Annotated in this window: 18 protein-coding genes; 9 read left to right on the top strand and 9 right to left on the bottom strand. The window is 69.4% G+C overall.

Going from position 1 to position 20,467, the window contains the following annotated elements; genetic code table 11:
* The first annotated feature begins 103 nt into the window (after positions 1 to 103).
* Positions 104 to 673, top strand: a complete 570-nt coding sequence (locus ACRWK8_RS19085; RefSeq protein WP_378745548.1) for a DUF1707 SHOCT-like domain-containing protein — start codon at positions 104 to 106, stop codon at positions 671 to 673.
* Positions 674 to 1,341: 668 nt separating this feature from the next.
* The gene (locus tag ACRWK8_RS19080) at positions 1,342 to 1,614 is read left to right on the top strand and encodes a GntR family transcriptional regulator (RefSeq protein WP_431871936.1); all 273 of its coding nucleotides are present in this window, start codon (positions 1,342 to 1,344) and stop codon (positions 1,612 to 1,614) included.
* A gap of 102 nt (positions 1,615 to 1,716) precedes the next feature.
* On the opposite strand, the gene ACRWK8_RS19075 is transcribed toward ACRWK8_RS19080, so the two are convergent.
* Both ACRWK8_RS19075 and ACRWK8_RS19070 read right to left on the bottom strand, forming a co-directional pair.
* Positions 1,717 to 2,055 carry a hypothetical protein gene (locus ACRWK8_RS19075; protein WP_431871934.1) on the bottom strand — a complete coding sequence of 113 codons (339 nt, stop codon included), beginning with the start codon at positions 2,053 to 2,055 and terminating at the stop codon, positions 1,717 to 1,719.
* Positions 2,056 to 2,272: 217 nt separating this feature from the next.
* A complete protein-coding gene (locus ACRWK8_RS19070; RefSeq protein ID WP_431871932.1) occupies positions 2,273 to 2,548 on the bottom strand; it encodes a hypothetical protein in 276 nt (91 codons plus the stop codon).
* A 98-nt stretch (positions 2,549 to 2,646) separates the two neighbouring features.
* Between ACRWK8_RS19070 and ACRWK8_RS19065 the strand changes: the two genes are divergently transcribed.
* Positions 2,647 to 3,414 carry a helix-turn-helix domain-containing protein gene (locus ACRWK8_RS19065; RefSeq protein WP_431871930.1) on the top strand — a complete coding sequence of 256 codons (768 nt, stop codon included), beginning with the start codon at positions 2,647 to 2,649 and terminating at the stop codon, positions 3,412 to 3,414.
* The gene (locus tag ACRWK8_RS19060; RefSeq protein WP_431871928.1) at positions 3,411 to 3,584 is read left to right on the top strand and encodes a DUF397 domain-containing protein; all 174 of its coding nucleotides are present in this window, start codon (positions 3,411 to 3,413) and stop codon (positions 3,582 to 3,584) included. Before ACRWK8_RS19065 ends, ACRWK8_RS19060 begins: the two co-directional genes overlap by 4 nt.
* A 137-nt stretch (positions 3,585 to 3,721) precedes the next feature.
* On the opposite strand, the gene ACRWK8_RS19055 is transcribed toward ACRWK8_RS19060, so the two are convergent.
* The 3 genes from ACRWK8_RS19055 to ACRWK8_RS19045 all read right to left on the bottom strand — a co-directional run bounded on the left by ACRWK8_RS19055 (position 3,722) and on the right by ACRWK8_RS19045 (position 5,830).
* Positions 3,722 to 4,054, bottom strand: coding sequence for a hypothetical protein (locus ACRWK8_RS19055; RefSeq protein ID WP_431871926.1), 333 nt, complete (start codon positions 4,052 to 4,054; stop codon positions 3,722 to 3,724).
* Between the two features lie 35 nt (positions 4,055 to 4,089).
* Positions 4,090 to 4,458, bottom strand: a complete 369-nt coding sequence (locus ACRWK8_RS19050; protein ID WP_431871924.1) for a hypothetical protein — start codon at positions 4,456 to 4,458, stop codon at positions 4,090 to 4,092.
* Between the two features lie 514 nt (positions 4,459 to 4,972).
* Positions 4,973 to 5,830: a phage major capsid protein gene (locus ACRWK8_RS19045; protein WP_431871922.1), complete on the bottom strand. Its 858-nt coding sequence runs from the start codon at positions 5,828 to 5,830 to the stop codon at positions 4,973 to 4,975.
* 78 nt (positions 5,831 to 5,908) lie between these two features.
* On the opposite strand from ACRWK8_RS19045, the gene ACRWK8_RS19040 reads away from it, so the two are divergent.
* Complete coding sequence (locus ACRWK8_RS19040) at positions 5,909 to 6,244, top strand: hypothetical protein (protein ID WP_431871920.1); 336 nt, start codon at positions 5,909 to 5,911, stop codon at positions 6,242 to 6,244.
* A 732-nt stretch (positions 6,245 to 6,976) separates the two neighbouring features.
* On the opposite strand, the gene ACRWK8_RS19035 is transcribed toward ACRWK8_RS19040, so the two are convergent.
* Positions 6,977 to 8,515 carry a recombinase family protein gene (locus tag ACRWK8_RS19035; protein WP_431871918.1) on the bottom strand — a complete coding sequence of 513 codons (1,539 nt, stop codon included), beginning with the start codon at positions 8,513 to 8,515 and terminating at the stop codon, positions 6,977 to 6,979.
* 167 nt (positions 8,516 to 8,682) lie between these two features.
* On the opposite strand from ACRWK8_RS19035, the gene ACRWK8_RS19030 reads away from it, so the two are divergent.
* From ACRWK8_RS19030 to ACRWK8_RS19020, 3 genes are all read left to right on the top strand, one after another.
* Positions 8,683 to 10,074 carry a class II fumarate hydratase gene (locus ACRWK8_RS19030; RefSeq protein ID WP_378745528.1) on the top strand — a complete coding sequence of 464 codons (1,392 nt, stop codon included), beginning with the start codon at positions 8,683 to 8,685 and terminating at the stop codon, positions 10,072 to 10,074.
* Between the two features lie 181 nt (positions 10,075 to 10,255).
* Positions 10,256 to 12,043 carry a serine/threonine-protein kinase gene (locus ACRWK8_RS19025; protein WP_431871915.1) on the top strand — a complete coding sequence of 596 codons (1,788 nt, stop codon included), beginning with the start codon at positions 10,256 to 10,258 and terminating at the stop codon, positions 12,041 to 12,043.
* A gap of 106 nt (positions 12,044 to 12,149) precedes the next feature.
* On the top strand, positions 12,150 to 12,926 hold the full coding sequence (locus tag ACRWK8_RS19020) for a tyrosine-protein phosphatase (RefSeq protein ID WP_431871913.1): 777 nt from the start codon (positions 12,150 to 12,152) through the stop codon (positions 12,924 to 12,926).
* Positions 12,927 to 13,014: 88 nt separating this feature from the next.
* Here ACRWK8_RS19020 and ACRWK8_RS19015 read toward each other — a convergent pair whose 3' ends face one another.
* Together ACRWK8_RS19015 and ACRWK8_RS19010 are read right to left on the bottom strand one after the other, a co-directional pair.
* Positions 13,015 to 13,665, bottom strand: a complete 651-nt coding sequence (locus ACRWK8_RS19015; RefSeq protein ID WP_378745504.1) for an aggregation-promoting factor C-terminal-like domain-containing protein — start codon at positions 13,663 to 13,665, stop codon at positions 13,015 to 13,017.
* A gap of 58 nt (positions 13,666 to 13,723) precedes the next feature.
* Positions 13,724 to 14,425, bottom strand: a complete 702-nt coding sequence (locus ACRWK8_RS19010) for an aggregation-promoting factor C-terminal-like domain-containing protein (RefSeq protein ID WP_431871911.1) — start codon at positions 14,423 to 14,425, stop codon at positions 13,724 to 13,726.
* A gap of 434 nt (positions 14,426 to 14,859) precedes the next feature.
* On the opposite strand from ACRWK8_RS19010, the gene ACRWK8_RS19005 reads away from it, so the two are divergent.
* Complete coding sequence (locus ACRWK8_RS19005) at positions 14,860 to 18,891, top strand: DUF2157 domain-containing protein (RefSeq protein ID WP_431871909.1); 4,032 nt, start codon at positions 14,860 to 14,862, stop codon at positions 18,889 to 18,891.
* Between the two features lie 57 nt (positions 18,892 to 18,948).
* Here ACRWK8_RS19005 and phoH2 read toward each other — a convergent pair whose 3' ends face one another.
* The gene (phoH2, locus tag ACRWK8_RS19000) at positions 18,949 to 20,307 is read right to left on the bottom strand and encodes an RNA 5'-3' helicase PhoH2 (RefSeq protein WP_378745490.1); all 1,359 of its coding nucleotides are present in this window, start codon (positions 20,305 to 20,307) and stop codon (positions 18,949 to 18,951) included.
* Positions 20,308 to 20,467: the final 160 nt, after the last annotated feature.

Here is a 20,467-nt window from a genome sequence, read left to right as displayed (position 1 = left end):
TCCCCCCCCCCCCCCCCCCCCCACGGCCGCCGCCGTCGCGACCGTCGCGGGGCCCCGCTCGCCTAGGCTCGGAGGGGTGAGTGAGGATGTGTCCCCCGCCCGGATGAGGGCCTCCGACAGTGACCGTGAACGCGTCGGCGCGGTCCTGCGCTCCGCCGTGACCGACGGCCGGATCGACATGGAGGAGTTCGAGGAGCGCCTCGAACGAGCGGAGACGGCCAGGACCCTGGGGGAACTGCCGGAGCTCACCGCCGACCTGCTGCCCGCCGAGGAGCAGCCGCTCCAGCTCGACCCGGAGCCCATGGTCAGCTGGTTCACCACCCTCCGGCGGCGGGGACGCTGGGTGGCGGTCCCCGGCGAACAGGCCGGGGCGGTGTGCGGGCGCGCGGAGATCGACATGCGCGAGGCGCTGCTCACACACAACCACCACCGCATGACGGTCAGCGCGTTCCTCGGCCGGGTCGTGATCGACGTCCCCGAGGGCGTGGAGGTCCGGCTCGGCGGGTGGTCCTTCCTCGGCAGACGCAGCACCAACGCCCGCCGCGGCGCGGCGTCCCGTCCGCCCGTCCTGGAGATCGACGGCTTCTGCCTGTTCGGGACGGTGCGGGTCCGCGCGCCCAGACGCCGACTCCGCCTCGTCCGACGCCGGGCCCGCCGCCAGCTCGGCGGATGACCGACGGCGGTCGGCGCCAAGGTGGTGACCTGCGCCGATGTCAACATGACACGTACAACACCGGGAACCCAGGCGTAGTACGCGCCTAACCATGCATAGACGGGCTGAAAGGTGCCCCGCTCCGGTGAGGGAGCGGGGCGGGGCCGGAACTAGCGGGCGACATCTTCACTGTTCACGGGAAAGTCTGCGGATTCGCGGATCGTCACGCGGACACGCCCACGCGGCTAGCGGTGTTGGCGATATCCAGCGCGACGGAGAGCCCCAGTCGAGAACGGTCCGTGCGGCGGTGTGCCTCGCGTGTCTCCCATGCCACGTAGTAGGGCCGTACAAGGTTCGCGGGCGGGTTCACGTTCGCGGGCGTCACCACGGACGCGCACCCATGCCCCGGGCGGAAGTCGAACCCGGGGCCTACCGGCCTCGCCGGAGCGGGGTTGACGTACGGGCGAGGGCGAGCCGCCCGGCCTCGGACGCGTTGGCCCGTGTGGGGCGGCCAGATGAAACGAAGAACAGCCGCGAGCGCGGCAAGTACGATGTGCAACGTTGACACCTCTACCTAGGTGGAAACCGTGGCCCCGGGAGCGTTGGCGCGCTCGCCGGGGCGTTACTTCGCCGCAACAGTACCAGCAGTACGGAGAGTATAGACAGTATCGACGTGGGACTATTGGGCTATGCCAACCCCGTTCCCAGCTGGATACGGTCCGGACTCTCGCGTCACGGAGGGGCCAGAGCCTCAGTACTCGCAGCTCGCGGCGGTCCTGTTCGCGAGGATCGACCGGGGCGACTTCGCGGACGGCAAGCTTCCGTCTGTCGTGAAGCTCCAACAGGGGTACGGCGTCTCACGCGGGACCGTGCAACGGGCGATTGGGGTGCTCGCGGAATCAGGGCACGTTCGTGTTTCACCGGGGAAAGGCGTCTACCTGACGCCCTCTGACAACGGGTGACCCCCGGAACCGTCACCGGGGGTCTTCCGGCTCTGCCGCTAGAAACAGCCCTTGGGGCAGTTCCCGGAGCAATCAAGTGGCGTGGTGCATACGGTGCACATTTCAGGCGTCCGATTCTGTTTCGGTGAATACCGGGGTGTACTGCTTCGCCCACGGATGAGGCAGCGGCTCGCCCGCCATGATCCAGTGGTGCAGGCGGTCAAACTTCTCGTCTGCCTCCGCGACCTCGCGCAGAAGACTCGTGTACGCGGTGGTCGCCTCCGTCAGAGCTTCCCGCAGTTCCGCCTTCGTGGCGCGACTGTCCAGTCGCGACCACGTACCCGGAGCGCGGCGGTTCCGCAGATTCCCCGATACCTGATCAAACAACCAATCCGCGTGTCCCACGGGGTCGTTCATAGCGTCCGGAGGCGGTTCGTCCGGTGCAACCTCTGGCGTGTTCATGGGTGGCCTTCCTAAGGAACCTTCATAGTCATCCCGCACGCCCGGCACTGCTGCGTGCGGGAATTCGGGAGACGCTGCCAGTCATGCGGGGGGCACGTCGCGGCAAGGGGTCGCCTCCGGGGCAGCAGAGGCGGTTCCGGAGGGCGAGGACGCGGAGCCTGGGGACGGCGAGGGCGCGTGAGACGCCTGAGATCAGCGAGCGTGCGCGCAGCGCCCCTCACCGGAGCCCCAGAAGTTCGTTTGCCAGCCAGCGGGCGAGGAACCCCTCTTCGCCCCCATGAGCGATCACTGTGTGGCGGTCCGTGCCGGGTATCGGCATGAGCCAGTCCGTACCGTCGAACCGGACGACGTACATGCGCGCGTTGTGGATTGCGCGGACCTCGCCCGCCTGGTCTCCGTCCATCGCGGCCACACCACGCCTACGGATGGCGGAGTGAAGCGCGAGGACGGCGCGCTCTACCGCGCCGTCTGCGGGGGTGGTGTCTGTGGTCATGGGTACAGCGTGCGTCTGCAACCGCGACTTGCACAGCGTTCGACAGGTTTCCTTGATTCCTCGGCTGCGCGTGACATGGTGGCGTTACGATCCGGGATATGACAGGACAGGACTTTGCACAGACCCTCACTCGGTACCGGGAAATTGCAGGATTGACGCAATACCAGCTTGCAAAGAAGGCACAGACGTCCGCGTCTTCGGTCTGCCGTTGGGAGGGCCGTGCAGCCCTCCCAAAGCGGAAGAACGCGGAGCTACTTGACAAGGCGTTTGATGCCCGGGGGAAGCTGTTCGCTGTGTGGCGTACCGCCGCTGGTGGGAAGTCAGTACCGGAGTGGGACGCGGACGTTGCCGAGCTAGAAGCATCCGCTGTCAGCGTGGAATGGGTTTGTCCGCTCCCAGCGGTCCCGGGCATCCTGCAATCACCGAAGTACGCTCAGATCGTCTACGAAGAAGCTCAACCGTTCCTGCCTGCGAAGGAACACGAACGGTTGGCGAAGCTCCGTTGTGAGCGCATCGACCAGGTTCCCGACCTGCGTGTGACGGCGGTGTTCCCAGTGGCCGCGTTGACGACGTTCCCGGAGAACGCGCGCAAGGAGCAAGCCGCACATCTGTTGAAGCTCACAGAGTCGGGGCGGGTGCGGGTGCTGGTCATCCCTGACGGGACCCTGTTGGTGGGCCTTCCTTCCCCGCTGTTGGTGTTCAGGATGCGGGATGGTTCTACTGTGGCGTCTAGCGATCACGCAAACGGCAACCGCGTGTACCGCGATGGCGAGGGGCTGGAACGATTGGCGGAACTGGTGAAGCGGTTCATGCAATCCGCTCTCCCCGATCGGGAGTCCCGGAAAGTTTTGGAGGAGCTACGTTGAGTGACTGGTTCAAATCCAGCTACAGCAGTACAAGTGGTCAGTGTGTCGAGGCTCGCGAGACCCCCGCAGGTGCGGACGTCCGCGACACACAGAACCGCGACCACGGCCACCTCAGCTTTGATCGTGCGGAGTGGCTCGCCGCCCTGCGCGTTGCAGCCCGAGACGCCTAGACCCGTACGCAGTCCGGGGCACGACCCCGAACGCAGGATGACCCCGGACGCCGAGAGCGACCGGGGTCTTCCTGCACAGGAGGAAGCCAGGCGTTCGAGATCGGCAAGATTTTCTGCGAGTGGCGGGTTGTCACTGTTCAGAGCCTTGCCGCGTGCCGGTCATTGTGGTCCTGGCCGTCAACGGTGTGCCGCTGCGTGTCGCACGCGCGGCACACGCAAAGCCCGAACATGGCGCGGTAGTCGGCAAGCTGTGCCGCGTCTTCGGCTACTTCTGCCGCGACTTCAGGGGCATCTGGCCACACCTCGCCCGCGTGGCGAAGCAGGATGTTGACGACGTTGGTCGTGTCCGTGTCGCGGTACTCGCGGTACTCCGCCTCGCTGGTCGCTTCGGCCGCACGGGCAAGCATCCACGCGCGTGCCTCGCGGTGCTGGTCGGCAACCGACTCCGGACGCAGCCGGAGCGTCTCCACGGGCGGAAGCTTGGGCCGGGGTCGGCGACGGCGACTCACGCGATTTCACCGGCTGCCCGGTGACGTCCCCAACGGGCGTCCGCCGCGCGCTTCGCTTTGAGCGATACGGAATCGTCCGTCGCGGCACCCGTGCCCGTATTGCCGTCCTCCAACGGCAGGCACTCCGCCCACACACGGTCAGCGTGAGTCCGTAGCGCGCGTTCCTCGGAGAGCAGTGGATGCGCGACCAGTTGACCGGCAGAGCCGGGGATCATCAGGCCATCGTTGGCCACCTGCGCGGCGCACTGATCTGCCCTAGCCAGCATCGCGGCGACGGTCGCGACCCTTTGGGAGATCGTTTCGTCTGTCTCCGCGACGGTTTCCAGCGCTCCGACCAGGCGGGCGCGTATGTCTTCGTAACTCATTGTGTCCTTTCAAGCACGCCGCCCCAAAAAACAGGGGACTCGACAATGCGTGCGGCGCGGCCGAGTAGCTAATACCCCCCGCTGGTCTCCCCCTGGTCGCGGGGGGCATCCCCCACCCCCTCGCGGTCAGAGTTCGCCGCGCGGGTGAGGTTCGGGGTCGCGAGCGCGGCGCGAGCGGAGCGCGACCGAACACGCACCGATCACAAGCGACCTCGCAGCGACCAGCAGCACGCGAGGCCACGCACCGCGAGTTGCGCAGGCGGAGCAGAGCCACTCCAGCCGCGAGGCGACAAACACGAGAGCGGCACTCGCGCCCTGGTCACGGAGACGATCGAGCACCAGGACGTGAACCCTCCGCGCGAGGCAACTCACACAAGCACAACGCACATGCGAGGGCACGCCCAGCCGTTCCGGTGACAGGGGTGGGATACGACGGTGGGGTGCCCGAGCACGGGGGGACATAGCTCAGGCCCCCCTGTAGGACAGGTGGGGGCTTGAGGCAGAAGGAGCGTGGTCAGACACCGGACGGGAGGGAGAACGCCATAACGCGACGCTCGTCAAGCAAGGTCGCACCCACGAACACGGACATGAGGGAGACCTCCGCGCGACGCGTGATGTCGAAGTCCTGGAGGTATCGCATAGACCACCCGTTGTGGGTTTCCGTCGCGGCGTACCCGGCACCCTCAGGTACACCGGGCGCACGAGTGGCGAGGGCGAATCCTTCGGGAGTGAAGGCCACCGCGCCGGAGACATAGGGCGAGACCACGATGTCGAACCCAAGAAGCTTTGTCAGGAAGCCGCCCTCAAGGACATCCCCACCCCCGGAAGCAGCAACGTCCTGCAACGCGGGCAGCGCCAAGAGCACCTCAAGCACATCCGGGCCAATCGCCATGGTGCGCCCCGGAAGGTCGATCTCGCGGCGCGTAAACTCGGCTGCAGCCCGAACAAAAGCACCCAGCGGGTTCGTAGGAGAGATTTCGAGGGTGGAATCGGTAACAGCGGTGTTCATGACCCCCGCGATAGCCTGTTCACAGAACTTGGCAACGCCGGAAGCTTGAGGCTGTAGCACCTGCTTTCCAAAGTCGATGACGTTAAGCGCCATTTCCTGATCAGTGAGCGCGACCGCGCTATAGGCCTCTGCGGTGATCTCCACAGGAACGGTTGACTCATTGATATCGGTATAGACGGTGTTCTGCCCCATGCCGTTGGTCGCGGAAATAGTTTTCGGAATGCGCACCTGGACAGTGGCACCCGTGCCACCGCCGAAGTGCTTTTCGGAGTCGCGATGAACGCGCTTTCCGAGAACGGAGTTCGCTTCGAGGAGCCCTAGGGCACCGCCGATAGCCTGCGACACGGGGAAGGAGTTGGCCATTTTTGACCCCAATCAACGAGAAAGCACCCCCGAACTTTACGCGGAGGCAGACAAAAGGAGGAGGGTTAGCGTGCTCGAATGGCTGCGGCGATGTCGCGAGGGTCGTCCTCAAGCGGTTCGCCAGTGATCAGCATGGTTTCGAGAAGTGCGGCGTATTGCCGCCAGGCACTCATGGAATCGGTTGTCGCGGGTTTCCTTGGCAGGGAGGCAGGCTCAACGCCGCGTGATTCACTGGCCATTGCGGACCGCCTTGGCGAAACCCTGCGGGTCTTCTGCGGGCATACGTCGCGTCATCCTGTGAAGAAGCGCTGTGGTGACTTCGCGGAGGTACTGGAATTCGCCTGCGGCGATAGTTTCAAGCTCTGGGGGGAGCATGATGGTTCCGTCTCCCCTGTCATCACCAGCTGTCATTAGCGGTCACCGGCCGGAACGTAGCGCGCCTGGAAGTCCGGGTAAGTCCGTGCGAATGAATCGCGTACGTCGATCAGCTCCGGGGTGTTCTTCGTGTCGCGACGATGAGCGGTGCTGTGCACGGCGTACGACAGAGCGTCAAGGGTTCGGGTGTACAGCTCGAAAGTCATCGGATTCCCTTAGGTAGATTGCCCGGCAAGAGTCGCCCGGCCCTTCCCTTCGGTTATCCGGATCAGTGCTCGCCACTTCACTTCTGAACCCAAGACACAAGAAAGCACCTCAGATTAATCCTGAGGGACTTTCTCGGAATATTCAAACTTCCCCTTGGGGGCGACCCTGACAAACGCGCTATGGCCACTACAGCGCCACTTGGGCGGGAGTTGTCTCTGCGGCGCGGTTCGCGGGCGGGCAGCGCGTGGCCTCGCGGGCAGATGCGCCCCCAGTGCACCTCGCGGGCGAGCGCGGAGCGGCTCCGGCAGGGCGGGCGAGTGTAGAAGTGTCGATTTGAAGGAGACTTCTGTATTCCCTTAGAAGTTTCTATAGGATTACGAGATCCACATACAAAACTACACTCCTACACTCTTCCAACATCATCCCAGTTCAGGGAGTCGCCCGCTCCGCCGCGAGGAGCTCACACCACCGCGACCCCACGAACCACGTCCCGTCCTTCCGCCTGCCCTCTGCGACCCCGGAAACCGTCCGGACGTGCGGCACGCGGGGACAGGTGACAGTTTTCTAAGCTGCGTCCTCAAGCGCGGCCACCTCTGGCGACTCTGCCCACCATGCCGGACCGTTGATCTCCACGTGCACCCGTGAGGGGTCGAAACGGCGAGGTGTTCCAGGCACGTAGGGCGATACGGTGACCGACACTCCGAAGTCTCGGAGCAGTTCGTTGCGCCCGGGGGTTCCTCTGCGCTTCCATTCCTCCGCGATGGTGCGCCCCGTGGGGACGTAGGTGACTCCTACCGGGATCGCTGCTTCCGCCTGTAGCCCCTTGAGCTTTGTTTCCAGCGCTGCCAGTTGGCGGAGTGCAACCCCCGCAGCGTGTCCGTCCGGGGCGAGGTATGCGAGGTTCGCGGCAAGGTGTTCGATCGCGCTTTCTGTCTCGCGTAGTTCCTGCGACACGTTGCGCCCGCCCGTGGGAGCTTCCCTCATAAGGTCGAACCGGCCTAGGACTTTGAGAAATTCGGCTTCGACGACCGATTCAAGCCCTTTCGCTTTGATGCCGTTTCCCTTGTGCCCGCCGCGCTTCGCTCCCGTACCGCAGATGTACAGAGCAAAGTCCGATCCTCGGGCCGTGCGTTGCTGCCGGTACATGAGATCACCGCAGACTGAACACCGCGCCACGTGCAACAGCACGGACTTACCAGAGCGTTCAACCCCCGCGCCCCGCGACCTCGCCGCCAGCTTCGAGTGAATCGCCGCGAAGGTGTCCGCGTCCAACAGTTCCGGACCTACCTGCTGGGGCTCGCCGTTGTCGTCCAACACGGGGCGGAGCGTCTTCGTTTTCCGGCGGGTATCGCCGGACGGGTCCGCCTGCAAGAGCCACCCGCGCAGGGCGGGCGAGGTCATAACTTCCCGAAGCGTGGTGGTCGACCACTTCGTCTTTTTAGCTTCGCGCCCGTCGCGTAGGCGGGTGAGGTCTGCGGGCGAGGGAACCGCGCGGGTGTTGAGGTCATGGGCAAGCCCGGTCAGTGACTCGCCGTCCTCCAGCACGCGACGCAGGCACTCGCGGATGATGGCTTCGGACTCGGGGTCGATGTCTAGGAACGCGCCACCGTCGCGGCGGATGATCCGGTATCCGTAGGGTGCGGCTCCGCCCAACCATCTCCCCTTGGTTCGGAGCTTGGCCTTGTTTTCCAGGACGCGCGTCCGGATCATGTCGCGCTCGTACTCCGCGAACGCGGACAGCACATGCACGATCAGGCGCGAGGTTTCGGGAGCGAGGGTGCCGTCCGCAGTGACCAGGGTCGCCCCTGTGTCGTCTCCAGCCTTGAGCAGCCGCGAGAACTCCAGGACGCTCCGCGCGTAGCGGTCGAGCTTTGCGGCGAGGACATAGGCTGCGCGCGGCATGTGGGCGAGGACCTTCGCCATGCCCTCGCGATCCTCTAGGCGCGATGCTCCGGACACGTCGACGTCCTCCGCGATGAAGAGCACCTCCCAGCCTCGCGCGTCCGCGTATGCGCGGCACGTGGCTATTTGACTCTCTACGGACACGGACGCGTCAGAGTCACGAGACAGGCGCACATAGATGATGACCAGGGGCTTTGACACGGTGGCGCTCCCACGGGCAGAGATCGGGTTCCCTCCGGTTGTCCGGGTGGGAACGGGGATCGCTCGCCTATGTGTGGTTAAGCGCAACTTCCGGGGTGAGGTGCGTTGTGTCCTCCTGCGTCTGGCAGGCTTGAGGTCACAGGTTTTCCCAGGAGAGATGGGTTGCAATGAGTGAGTTCCGTATCGAGCACGACTCGATGGGTGAGGTCCAGGTCCCGGCCAAGGCCAAGTGGCGGGCCCAGACCCAGCGTGCCGTCGAGAACTTCCCGATCTCGGGCCAGGGGCTGGAGAACGCCCACATCGCCGCGCTCGGCGAGATCAAGGCCGCGGCCGCCAAGGTCAACGCCGAGCTCGGCGTGATCTCCGACGACCTCGGCAAGGCCGTCCGTGAGGCCGCCCTGGAGGTGGCCGACGGCAAGTGGAACGACGAGTTCCCGATCGACGTCTTCCAGACCGGTTCGGGCACCTCCAGCAACATGAACACCAACGAGGTCGTGGCCACCGTCGCCAAGGAGCGCACCGGCCTCGACGTTCACCCGAACGACCACGTGAACGCCTCGCAGTCGTCCAACGACGTGTTCCCGTCCTCCATCCACATCGCCGCCACCTCGGCCGTGCAGAACGAGCTGATCCCGGCGCTGCGCCACCTGGAGGGTGAGCTCACCCGCAAGTCGGTCGAGTTCGCCTCGATCGTCAAGAGCGGCCGCACCCACCTGATGGACGCCACCCCGGTCACCCTGGGCCAGGAGTTCGCCGGGTTCGCCGCGCAGGTCCGCTACGGCGTGGAGCGCCTGGAGGCCGTCCTGCCGCGCGTGGCCGAGCTGCCCCTGGGCGGCACCGCCGTCGGTACCGGCATCAACACCCCGGAGGGCTTCTCCGCCCGGGTCATCGCGGAGATCGCCGCCAACACCGGCCTGCCGCTGACCGAGGCCCGCGACCACTTCGAGGCGCAGGGCGCCCGTGACGCCCTGGTCGAGCTCTCCGGCCAGCTGCGGACCATCGCGGTCGGCTACTGCAAGATCGCCAACGACATCCGCTGGATGGGCTCCGGCCCGACCACCGGTCTCTCCGAGATCTTCCTCCCGGACCTCCAGCCGGGTTCGTCGATCATGCCGGGCAAGGTCAACCCGGTCCTGTGCGAGGCCATGCTCCAGGTCTCCTCGCAGGTCGTCGGCAACGACGCCGCCGTGGCCTTCGGCGGCGCCTCCGGCAACTTCGAGCTCAACGTGCAGCTGCCGATGATCGCGCGCAACGTGCTGGAGTCCATCCGTCTGCTGGCCAACGTCTCCACGGTCTTCGCGGACCGTTGCGTGGCCGGGATCCGGGCCAACGAGGAGCAGTGCCGCGTGTACGCGGAGTCCTCCCCGTCGATCGTCACCCCGCTCAACCGGTACATCGGCTACGAGGAGGCCGCCAAGGTCGCCAAGCAGTCGCTGGCCGAGAAGAAGACCATCCGCGAGGTCGTGCTGGAGCGCGGCTACGTGCGCGACGGCAAGCTCACCGAGGAACAGCTCGACGCCGCCCTCGACGTCCTCAAGATGACCAACTCGCAGCAGTAGTCGTCGGCACGGGTCCACGGGACCCCCGGGGCACCTCGCGGAAGCGGGGTGCCCCCTCGTGCGTCACCTCACCGTTCCGATCCGGAACCGGCGGCCGAGCCGTCGGAACCTTCCCCCTACCGTGGACATCGGACCAGTAGTCCGAACTTCACGCACAGAGCCCGCTCCGAGAGGGCGACAGATGTCGAGTAACAGCCAGCCGACCATCGCGAACCGCTACGTCCTGCTCCGTGAGCTGGGCCGTGGCGGCATGGGGATCGTCTGGGAGGCGCACGACACGGCCCTGGACCGGGTCGTGGCGATCAAACAGGTGCTGCTCCCCGGCCACTTCACCGACGCCGAGCGCTCCGACGCGCACGCGCGGGTCCGCCGCGAGGCCCAGTCCGCCGCGCGGATCAACCACCCCACCGTCATCACCATCCACGACGTCTTCGAGTACGAGAACGACCCGTGGGTGGTCATGGAGCTGGTCGAGGGCGGTTCGCTCCAGGACCTGCTCGGCAACTCCGGCGCCCTGCCGCCGGAGGAGGTCGCCGACATCGCGGAGTCGCTGCTCAAGGCGGTGCGGGCGGCGGACGCGGCGGGTGTCCTGCACCGGGACATCAAGCCGGGCAACATCATGATGTCCGCCGACGGGCGGGTCATCCTCACCGACTTCGGGATCGCCACCATGGAGGGCGGTCCGGCCATCACACGGACCGGCGCGCTGATCGGTTCTCCGGAGTACATGCCGCCCGAGCGGCTGGAGGGCGGCCCGGCGGAGCACCGGGGCGACCTGTGGAGCATCGGCGTCACGCTGTACGCGGCCGTGGAGGGGAGCTCCCCGTTCCGCCGCGACTCCATCACCGCCGCGATCGCCGCGGTCATCTCCGCGCCGCTCCCTCCGATGACGCGGGCCGCGTGGCTGGAACCGGTGATCACCGGGCTGCTGGAGCGGGACCCCGACCGGCGACTCACGGTGGAACAGGCCCTGGACCTGCTGCGGCGGTGCCGTGACGGGGAGGGCCGGGCCCCGGCGGGGGCCGCCGGTGCGCCCGGTGCGGCGCTGGGTGCCGCCGCCGTGAGCGGCCCGCAGACCCCCCACGCGGCCGCGCATCCCTCCGGCGGCTACTACGGGCAGGGTTCCTATCCCGGCCACGACCGGGCGCGGTACACGCAGGCGGTCGGCTCGGTCGGGTACGGCGGCCACGGCGTGGGCGGTCACAGCGGCCCCCAACCGGCTGCGGCGCACGGCGCGGGGGTCCCGGCCAAGGGCAGGCGCGGCTGTGGTCTGGGCGCCGCGCTGGCGGCGGGCACGCTGGTCCTGGCGGTGCTGCTGGTCGGCGGCCTCGTGGTGGCGCTGTCCATGCGCCCCTCAGGGCCTCCTGACGCGTCCCAGCCCGAGGTGTTCGAGCCCGGACGGGCGGAGAGCCGCGAACAGGTCGAGGACACTCCGGAGAGCGACATCCGGGTGGACGGCACTCCGCCCGAGTACGACGAGGACGCCCTCCAGACCTTCGACTCCGAGTGGTTCTCGATCGCCTACCCGGGCGGCTGGTCGCCCGACGACAGCAGGATCTCCGAGTCCATCGCCGTCTTCGTCGCTCCGGGCATGGAGCACGAGGTCGTGGTGGAGGGCTGGGAGGAGACCGAGTTCACCGGCACCGCCGAGCAGTTCCTCGCCCAGACCAGCGGCGGCACCGACATCGAGGAGGCCACCAGCGGCTACGCGCAGCACGACTCCGAGAACTTCGACCGGGACGACTTCGAGGGCGGTCTGGCGGGGCTGGACGTCGCCATGGTCGAGGCCGACCTGGTCAACACCAACTGGGGTCAGCAGGAGCGTCGGCTCTGGGCGTACGCGGTGGTCATGGAGCAGGGCGACCACCGGGTGTTCTACCTGGTGAGCGTGAACGTGCCCCTGGCGGAGGCGGACGACTTCGACAACGTCCACGAGGACGTGATCGAGACCTTCACCCCGCACAAGTAGGTCCGCACGGCGGCCACCGCCGGGCACGGGAACGGCCCCGCGCACGGGTGCGCGGGGCCGTTCCCGTGCTCGGGCGGGCCTCGGGCCGGGATGGCACCCTGGGCCCATGAGCGACGACAGACGGATCACCTGGGAAGGGTTCTTCAACACCCGGGACCTCGGCGGCCTCCCCACCCGCCACGGCCGCACCACCCGTCACGGAGCCTTCGTCAGATCCGCTGACCTGCGCTTCGTCACCGCCGAGGGTTGGCGGGCCGCCCACGACGCCGGTGTCCGCACCGTCGTGGACCTGCGCAACCCGGACGAGATCCGACCGGTCCGGGGTGAGGGCGCGACCAGGGCGGGCGGGTCCGCCTCCTTCACGGCGCCCACGGACGCGACCCCTCCCCCACCGGAGACGCGACGCGTCGAGGTACCCATGGACGACGTGGAGGACGTCGTGTTCTGGCGGGAGGTGAACCACGGAGGGCTGAACGGGAGCCCCCTCTACTTCCGGCCCTTCCTCGACCGCAAGGCGGACCGGTGCGCGGCGGTGGTCACCGCGCTGGCCCGGTCCGGGCCCGGGGGCGTCCTCTTCCACTGCGGTGCGGGGCGTGACCGCACCGGTCTGGTCTCCCTGCTGCTGCTCTCCCTGGCGGAGGTCGAGCCCGAGGCGATCGCCGACGACTACGCGCTCTCCACCGACGCCCTCGGTCCGCTCTTCGCCGCCTTGGGCCAGGCCGACCAGGCTCCGGTGATCGCGTCACTGCTGGCCGCGCGCGGGCTCACACTCCGCGGCAGTGTCCTCGACGTCCTCGGGGACCTCGACGCACGGACCCTGCTTCTGGAGGCGGGGGTCGCCCGGACGGACCTCGACCGGGTTCGGGGGATGCTGCTGGACTGACGGGGCGCGGACAGGGGAACGGCCCCGCGCACGGGTGCGCGGGGCCGTCCTCGTTCGGGGGATTCGGGGGGGCCGAACGGGTGCCGGATCAGTACCAGCCGACGGACTGGGAGTGCGCCCAGGCGTCGCAGGGGGTGCCGTAGCGGTCCTTGATGTAGCTCAGGCCCCACGAGATCTGGGTGGCGGGGTTGGTACGCCAGTCCGAGCCGTGGGAGGCCATCTTGTCGCCGGGGAGCGACTGCGGGATGCCGTAGGCGCCGGAGCTGGGGTTCTGCGCCTGGTAGTTCCAGTTGCTCTCCTTCTCCCACAGGGGCTCCAGGCAACTGTCGAACTGGTCGGCGCCCCAGCCCTCGGCGGCGACCATCTGGCGGGCGATGCCCTTGGGGTCGCCGGAGAAGACCGGCTCCTCGTCCGCTTCCTCCTCTTCCTCTTCCTCTTCCTCCTCGATGTCGCTGCCGCTGGCCTGGGTGGACTGCACCCCCTGGCCGTTGGCGGCGTCCCTCTGGCTCAGCGCTTGCTCGCGGAGCTCCAGGAGTTCGTCCTCTGTCAACTGTTCCGAGGCGGCGAAGAACTCGTCGCCCTCGGTCTCGGTGTCGGCCGCGGGTTCCTCGGACCTCGGCACGGCGGCGCTGGCCGCCACGTCCGGGTCCACACCGTCGTCCGCGAACGCGGAGACGGCGAACGTCGCACCGGCGACCAGGGTCGCCGCACCGACCGCCGCGGTACTACGCAGCGACATTCGGTTGAGTAGCACGATTGCCTTTCCCAAAAGGGGGTTAATGGCAGGGAAAAACCTATTAATACCAGTTGTTGGCCTGCGAGTGGGACCAGGCGCCGCACGGGTTCCCGTAGCGGTCCTTGATGTAGCTCAGGCCCCACGAGATCTGGGTGGCGGGGTTGGTACGCCAGTCCGAGCCGTGGGAGGCCATCTTGTCGCCGGGGAGCGACTGCGGGATGCCGTAGGCCCCGGAGCTGGAGTTCTCCGCCGTGTGGTTCCAGTTGCTCTCCTTCTCCCACAGGGGTTCGAGGCAGCTGTGGAACTGGTCGGCGTCCCAGCCCTGGTCGAGGACCATCTGGAGCGCGATCTCCTTGGCGGAGCCCGCCGGGACCGGGGTGGCGGGTGCGGGATTTCCGGACGAACCGGAACCCGCGGAGGAACCGGGGTCGGGGGTCTCCTCCTCGGGTTCGGGCTCGGGCTCGGCGATCTCCGCGCCGGTGCCGCTGGCGGACTGGACGGCCCGCTCGGCCGCGGCCCGCACGTCGCCCCGGCCCTGCTCGCGCTGGCTCTCGCGCTCGTCGTCGTCGACGGCGGGAGGGCTCGCGAAGAACTCCTCCTGCGGCGGCTCGGGCCGTTCCAGGGGGGTCGCCGCCGAAGCGGCCTGTCCGGGGTCGAGGTCGCCGGTCCGCGCGAAGGCCGAGACGGTGAACATGCCGCCCGCGACCAGTGCCGCGGCTCCGACCGCGCTCATCTGGCGCAGCGAGATCCGGTTGACTATCAAGATCGCCCTTTCACGTTGACGCACGCGTGTCCTGGAGTGGGATCTCGCGTGGTGTGGGTCGCCGCCGTGGGACCGCGTGGCCCGTCGTGTCCGCCGTGGAGGGGACGGAGTCGCCGTTCGACCGTCCACGGAGAGGGGCTCCCACACGGGAGGGGGTTCTCGGTGCAGCGCACTCAGCCTGCATCATCGTCACGGTGAAGTAACGCCAGTTTTACCGTGTCCTGACTCACATCACGGAATGTGCGGAGTTTGCGCGCCTCTGACCTGCAAGGGAACACAAAGAGTCAGGGCCGACTCGCTGCCCCCGGCCTGTGTCACTCGTCTCCGCCACAGCCCGGGGGAGACCGAGGTCACCGAGTGCCCGGGGACCGCGCGCCGTCGACTGAGTACCCGTACGGATGCGCCGCGCCGGGTCCGCGAGGAGCATGGCCGGTATGAACGCCCATGGACTCCCCCAGCCAGCCTCCGGCGCGCCCCGTCACTGCCCCGACTGCGCCGTTCCCCTCGGCCCCTCCGGCCGGGCGTGCCCGCGCTGCGGGCTCAGCCTCGTCGGGCCTACGGCGCAGCGCCTGTGGTGGATCGACACGGAACTGGAGACGCTGCGCGGACGGGAGCGGGCGCTCTCCCAGGAACGCCCCCACGTCCTGGGCCGTCTTCGACGGGAGTCCGCGGAACCGGCCCACCGCGCGAGACCCGTGCCGGTTCCTCCAGCCCCCGCGTCGGTCGGGCCTCCCTCCGCCCGCCAGCCGTCCGCCCCGGGGCCCGCGCGGACCGCCGAGGTGAGCCAGCGTTCGGCCCAGAACGTCATCCTCGGCCTCGGCGGCCTCCTCATCGGCGTCGCCGCCCTGGTCTTCGCCATCTGGACCTGGAGCGACATGAGCACCGGCACCCGCGCCGGCGTGCTCGGTCTGACCACCCTGACCTTCGCCGGGCTGGCCCTGCCGCTGCACCGGCGCGGGCTGCGCGCCACCGCCGAGACCTTCGGATCAGTGGCGGCCGGGCTGCTCTGCGTCGACGCGCTCGCGCTCTGGCTGCTGAGCGACCAGATCAGCAACGGTCCGGGGTACACCGCCGCCGCGCTCGCGATCATGAGCGCGCTCCTGCTGCTCTACCCCGCGCTGGTGCCGCTCCGTTCGCCCCGCGTGCTGGCGGCACTGTTCGCGCAGCCGGTGCCGGTGCTGCTGGTGGTCTCGCTGCCCAGCGACGGCAACCCCGGCTGGCTGATGGTGGTGGTCGCCGCGACCGCGCTCGCCGACCTCGTGGCCGTACGGGTCCTCGGTGAGCCACGCCCCGGTGTCCCGGTCCGTACGCTGCGGGCCTCCGCCGTGACCCTGTGGGTTCTCACCCTGGCCGTGACCGTTGTGGCCGTCCTCGCGGCCGTCACCTACTCCTCCGGACACGACCCGCTGGGCTGGTGGTCGATGGCGACCGCCCTGCTCCTGGCCGGGGTCGTCGGTCTGCTGCTCGACCGCTGGCGCCTGGGCGCAACCAGCCCGGGGGGCTGGTCCGGGTTCGCGGTGGTCGGTCTGGGTGCCCTGGCCCTGGCTCCGCTCGTGGCCGGTCCACCGCACCTCCCGGTGCTGCCCCGCCTGACCACCCTGCCGTGGAGCCTCGAACCGTCCGCGATGACGCTTCCCGCGCTGGAACTGCTCCAGCTGGAGCAGGCGAGCACCCTCCCCCCGCTGAACCTCGTCTACCTGGCCGGGATCCTGGTCGCCGCCGGGCTGGCCGTGGGGGCGGTGTGGACGCTGCGCCGCTCCGCCCTGCCGGTCGTCCTCTCCCTCGTCGCCCCGGCCATCCTGCTGGCGCTCCCGCTGCTCTTCGGACTGCCCCAGGTCGTGGCGGTGGTGTGGGCTCTCCTGGCCGGTGGCGCCCTGGTGCTGGGCTCCGCGCTCCTGGGTCGGTGGACCGGCGCGGTCCCGGTGGTGAGCGGGACGCTCACGCTGGTCACCGGCCTGGTCTGGGCGCTGCCCGAGCGGTACACGACCCTGGCGGCCGTGCTGATGCTGGCCGCCACCGCACTGGTCTGCGCGATCGGGGCCCGCCGGTTCTCCGCCGACGGGACCCGGCACGAACCGGGCGGCCGGGCGGCGACGCTCTTCATGGGCGGCATCCTGCTGTGGGCCCTGGCCCTGGTGGTCGGTGTCGCCTTCCTGCTCGGGAACCGGGGCGCGGACGGCACGGTCCAGGCCCACTGGTGGCTGCTGACCGCCGCCGCCCTGCTCTCGGGAGCGACCGCCCTGACGCTGGGCCGGGTCCTGCCTCCGGCTCCGTCCGGGAGCGGCGGGGACGTGCGCTCCGACCCGCGTCGGCTGTTCGGCGTGGTGGGTCTGGCGCTGCTGTCCTCGGCCCCTCTGCTGGCGCTGCCCGGGAACGTCCCGGCACCGCCCCTGCTTCCCGCCACGGTGCCGTTGTCGGCCCCGTCCCACGCCCTGTGGGCTCCGGCGCACGTGGTGCTCGGGGTGCCCGCTCAGGCCGGTCTCCTCGCGACTCTGGGCGTGCTGGTGGCCGGTGCCCTGGTGGCGGGGCTGGTGGCCGTCATCGACCGGCACCGCTTCCCGGCCGGTGCCGCGCTGGTCGCGCCACCGACCCTGGTCCCGCTGCCGGTGCTGCTGGGGGCGCCCTTCCTCGTCGCGGTGGTGTGGACGGCGCTGGTCGGCGCGGCCCTGTTCCTCTGGACCCACCGGCTCCGGTCCTCGCTCGCCTGGCTTCCCGGGGTGAGCGGTCTGGCCACGATGCTCCTCGGGCTCGGCTGGGCGCTCCCTCAGCAGTACGCCGCGCTGGTCGTCCTGGTGCTGCTCGCCCTCACCGCGCTGGTCTCCGCGCGGCTGCGGCACCGCCTGGACCCCCGCGTACCGGACTCCCCCGAACGGCTCGTGCACCGGCTGACCCTGACCGCGTGGGCCCTCGCCCTCACGACCGGCCTCGGTCTCCTCGTCGCCTTCGCCGTGGTGGGAACCTCCGACCAGCCGTCCGCGTGGCTGCTGGCCGCCGCCACCCTCGTGCTGGGCGCGACCGCGCTGGTACTGGGCCGCACGGACCGCGAGCGGCGGGAGCGGCCGACGGGGCGGGAGCGGCCCCTCTCCCCGTTCTCCTTCGGTGTTGTGGGCGTGCTGCTGCTGGCGCTGGTCCCGTTGCTGGCGGGCCCGCGCGGGCTCCCGGCGCTGGCCCTGTTCTCCCGGTCCCACCCCGTCGGAGGGGCGCCGCTCTCCGCCCTGCTGGAGCCCGCCCACGTGTTCGTGGGCCTGTCCGGACCGGACGACGCCCGGGGCGCGCTCACCGTCGCCGTGGGGCTGCTCACGGCCGGGGCGCTGGCCCTGGTCACGGTCCGCCTCGTGGACCGGACGCTGCTGGTCCCGGTCGGTGCTCTGGTGGCGCCCCTCACCCTGCTGCCGCTGCCGGTGGCGCTGGGCCTGCCCTTCCTGGTGGCCCTGCCGTGGACCCTCCTGGTCGGCGCCCTGCTGCTCGCCGGGTCCGCGCTGCTGCGCGAGGGCCGGGTCGCCTGGATCCCGTGGGCGAGCGGCCTGTTCTCGCTGGCTCTCGGGCTGAGCTGGGCGCTCTCGGAGCGCCACACCACCGTGGCGGTCCTGATGGCGTCGGCCGCGGTCCTGTCCGTGGTCACCGCGCTCGCCCGGACCAGGTTCGTGGCGATCGCCTCCACCTCGGTGGGCACGGCGGCCACCGGTGGTTTCGCCCTCGCGCTGCCGCTGGCCCTGGGCGCTCCGATCGAGTACGCGGTGCTCGCGCCGCTCGCCGTGGTCGCCGCCGTGGCGACGGTCGCCCCGCGTCTGCGCGAACCACTGGTGACGGCGGCCGAGGTTCCCGCCACCGCGTGGGCCGGGGTCACCCTGCTGCTCTCTGTCCTGCACGGCGGGCGCCCGGAACTGGTGGCCACGGCCCTGGCGGTGGTCGGGGTGATCAGCCTGGCCAGCGCCGTCCGCCCGAACCGCCGGTGGTACGCGGGTGTCGGAGCCGTGCTGATGTTCCTGGCCCTGTGGACCGCCCTGGCCTCGTGGGAGGTCACCGTTCCGGAGGCCTACACGGTCCCGCCCGCGCTCGCCTTCCTGGTGATCGGCTGGGAGTGGTCGCGCCGGGCCACCGAGGTTCCGTCGAGCTGGCTGGCCTACGGCGGCGGGCTGGCGCTGCTCCTCGGGCCGACCGTGTGGGAGGTCCTGACGGCGGACGCCATGGTCTGGCGGCTCCCGGCCGTACTGGTCGTGGGTCTGGCCGTCACCGTGTGGGGGCTGCGTGGGCGTCTGCTCGCGGCTTTGGTCCTGGGCGGCCTCGCGCTGCTCGTCACGTCGCTGCGGGCCTTCGGGCCGCCGCTGTGGGAGTGGGGCCAGCTGGCCCCCAACTGGCTGCCCTTCGCCGTGATCGGCGCGGCGTTGCTGCTCGTGGGCGCCCGCTACGAGGCCAGCCTCGCCCGCCTCAGGCGGGTCGGCCGGTACCTCTCCCGCCTTCGGTAGCGGCGCCGCACGGACGGGTGCGCCCGCCCCACGGGTCGTGGGGCGGGCGCACGCGTGCTAGGCCTCCAGCATCTCGGTGACGAGGGCGGCGATGGGTGAGCGCTCGGAGCGGTTCAGGGTCACGTGCGCGAACAGCGGGTGGCCCTTGAGCTTCTCGATCACCGCGACAACCCCGTCGTGGCGGCCCACCCGCAGGTTGTCCCGCTGGGCGATGTCATGGGTGAGCACCACCCGCGAGTTCTCCCCCAGCCGGGACAGCACGGTCAGCAGCACGTTGCGTTCCAGCGACTGCGCCTCGTCGACGATCACGAAGGCGTCGTGCAGCGAACGGCCCCGGATGTGCGTGAGCGGCAGGACCTCCAGCATCCCCCGGTCCACGATCTCCTCGATCACGTCCTCACTGGTCACGGCGGACAGGGTGTCGTGCACCGCCTGGCCCCAGGGCGTCATCTTGTCGTTCTCGGTCCCCGGCAGGTAGCCGAGCTCCTGGCCGCCCACCGCGTACAGCGGGCGGAACACCATCACCTTGCGGTGCTGGGCGCGCTCCAGGACGGCCTCCAGACCGGCGCACAGCGCCAGCGCCGACTTCCCGGTGCCCGCGCGACCGCCCAGGGAGACGATGCCGACGTCCGGGTCGGTGAGCAGGTCGAGGGCGACCCGCTGTTCCGCGCTGCGCCCCTTCAGACCGAACACGTCCCGGTCCCCGCGCACCACCTTCACCGACTTGTCGGCCTGCACCCGTCCCAACGCCTTGCCCTGCTCGGAGACCAGGACCAGGCCGGTGTGACAGGGCAGGTCCATGGCCTGCTCGATCTCGCTCTCACCGGCGGAGAACAGTTCGCCGATGTTGTGGGCGGGCACGTCCAGCTCCGCCATCCCGGTCCACCCGTGCTCGATGGCGAGCTCGGCCCGGTACTCGTCGGCCGGGAGACCGATCGAGGAGGCCTTGATCCGCATCGGCAGATCCTTGCTCACCAACATGACGGAGTTCTCGTCCGCACGCTCGGCCTGGAGGTTGCGGGCCACCGTGAGGATACGGGTGTCGTTGTCACCGAGCCGGAAACCCGCGGGCAGGATCGTCGGGTCGCTGTGGTTGAGCTCCACCCGCAGCGTGCCGCCCACGTCGTTCACCGGGACGGCCACGTCCAGGCGTCCGTGGGCGACCCTCAGGTCGTCCAGCCGACGCAGGGCGTTGCGAGCGAAGTACCCGAGTTCCGGATGGTGACGCTTGCTCTCCAGTTCGGTGATCACCACCACGGGGATGACGACCTCGTGTTCGGCGAACCGGGCCATGGCCATCGGGTCGGCGAGCAGGACACTGGTGTCGAGCACGTAGACGCGCGTGCCCTCTCCCGCCCCCGTTCCAGGGGCGGCGGGGGACTGGGTGTCGCGGTGATCGGTCGAGGAACTAGCCACTCGTTCTCCCCTTGGGCACCACGTGGGCGCCCTGCTGTCACGGGATCATGGAGGACCGGGACCAGGCCCACGAGGGCCGGGTCCGGCCCTCCTCTTCGACATCCCGCCGGAGCGGAGAAGATCAACGAGACGGGGCCTCCCGAACGGATGGACGAACGCC

The organism is Nocardiopsis eucommiae (assembly GCF_965344335.1).
Lineage (GTDB): Bacteria > Actinomycetota > Actinomycetes > Streptosporangiales > Streptosporangiaceae > Nocardiopsis > Nocardiopsis eucommiae.
This window is presented reverse-complemented; position numbering and strand designations above follow the sequence as displayed.

Excerpts from the sequence above, each read along its gene's own strand:
- ACRWK8_RS19085 (WP_378745548.1), top strand. The coding sequence starts at position 104 with ATGAGGGCCTCCGACAGTGACCGTGAACGCGTCGGCGCGGTCCTGCGC.
- ACRWK8_RS19080 (WP_431871936.1), top strand. The coding sequence starts at position 1,342 with ATGCCAACCCCGTTCCCAGCTGGATACGGTCCGGACTCTCGCGTCACG.
- ACRWK8_RS19075 (WP_431871934.1), bottom strand. The coding sequence starts at position 2,055 with ATGAACACGCCAGAGGTTGCACCGGACGAACCGCCTCCGGACGCTATG.
- ACRWK8_RS19070 (WP_431871932.1), bottom strand. The coding sequence starts at position 2,548 with ATGACCACAGACACCACCCCCGCAGACGGCGCGGTAGAGCGCGCCGTC.
- ACRWK8_RS19065 (WP_431871930.1), top strand. The coding sequence starts at position 2,647 with ATGACAGGACAGGACTTTGCACAGACCCTCACTCGGTACCGGGAAATT.
- ACRWK8_RS19050 (WP_431871924.1), bottom strand. The coding sequence starts at position 4,458 with ATGAGTTACGAAGACATACGCGCCCGCCTGGTCGGAGCGCTGGAAACC.
- ACRWK8_RS19045 (WP_431871922.1), bottom strand. The coding sequence starts at position 5,830 with ATGGCCAACTCCTTCCCCGTGTCGCAGGCTATCGGCGGTGCCCTAGGG.
- ACRWK8_RS19040 (WP_431871920.1), top strand. The coding sequence starts at position 5,909 with ATGGCTGCGGCGATGTCGCGAGGGTCGTCCTCAAGCGGTTCGCCAGTG.
- ACRWK8_RS19030 (WP_378745528.1), top strand. The coding sequence starts at position 8,683 with ATGAGTGAGTTCCGTATCGAGCACGACTCGATGGGTGAGGTCCAGGTC.
- ACRWK8_RS19025 (WP_431871915.1), top strand. The coding sequence starts at position 10,256 with ATGTCGAGTAACAGCCAGCCGACCATCGCGAACCGCTACGTCCTGCTC.
- ACRWK8_RS19020 (WP_431871913.1), top strand. The coding sequence starts at position 12,150 with ATGAGCGACGACAGACGGATCACCTGGGAAGGGTTCTTCAACACCCGG.
- ACRWK8_RS19015 (WP_378745504.1), bottom strand. The coding sequence starts at position 13,665 with ATGTCGCTGCGTAGTACCGCGGCGGTCGGTGCGGCGACCCTGGTCGCC.
- ACRWK8_RS19005 (WP_431871909.1), top strand. The coding sequence starts at position 14,860 with ATGAACGCCCATGGACTCCCCCAGCCAGCCTCCGGCGCGCCCCGTCAC.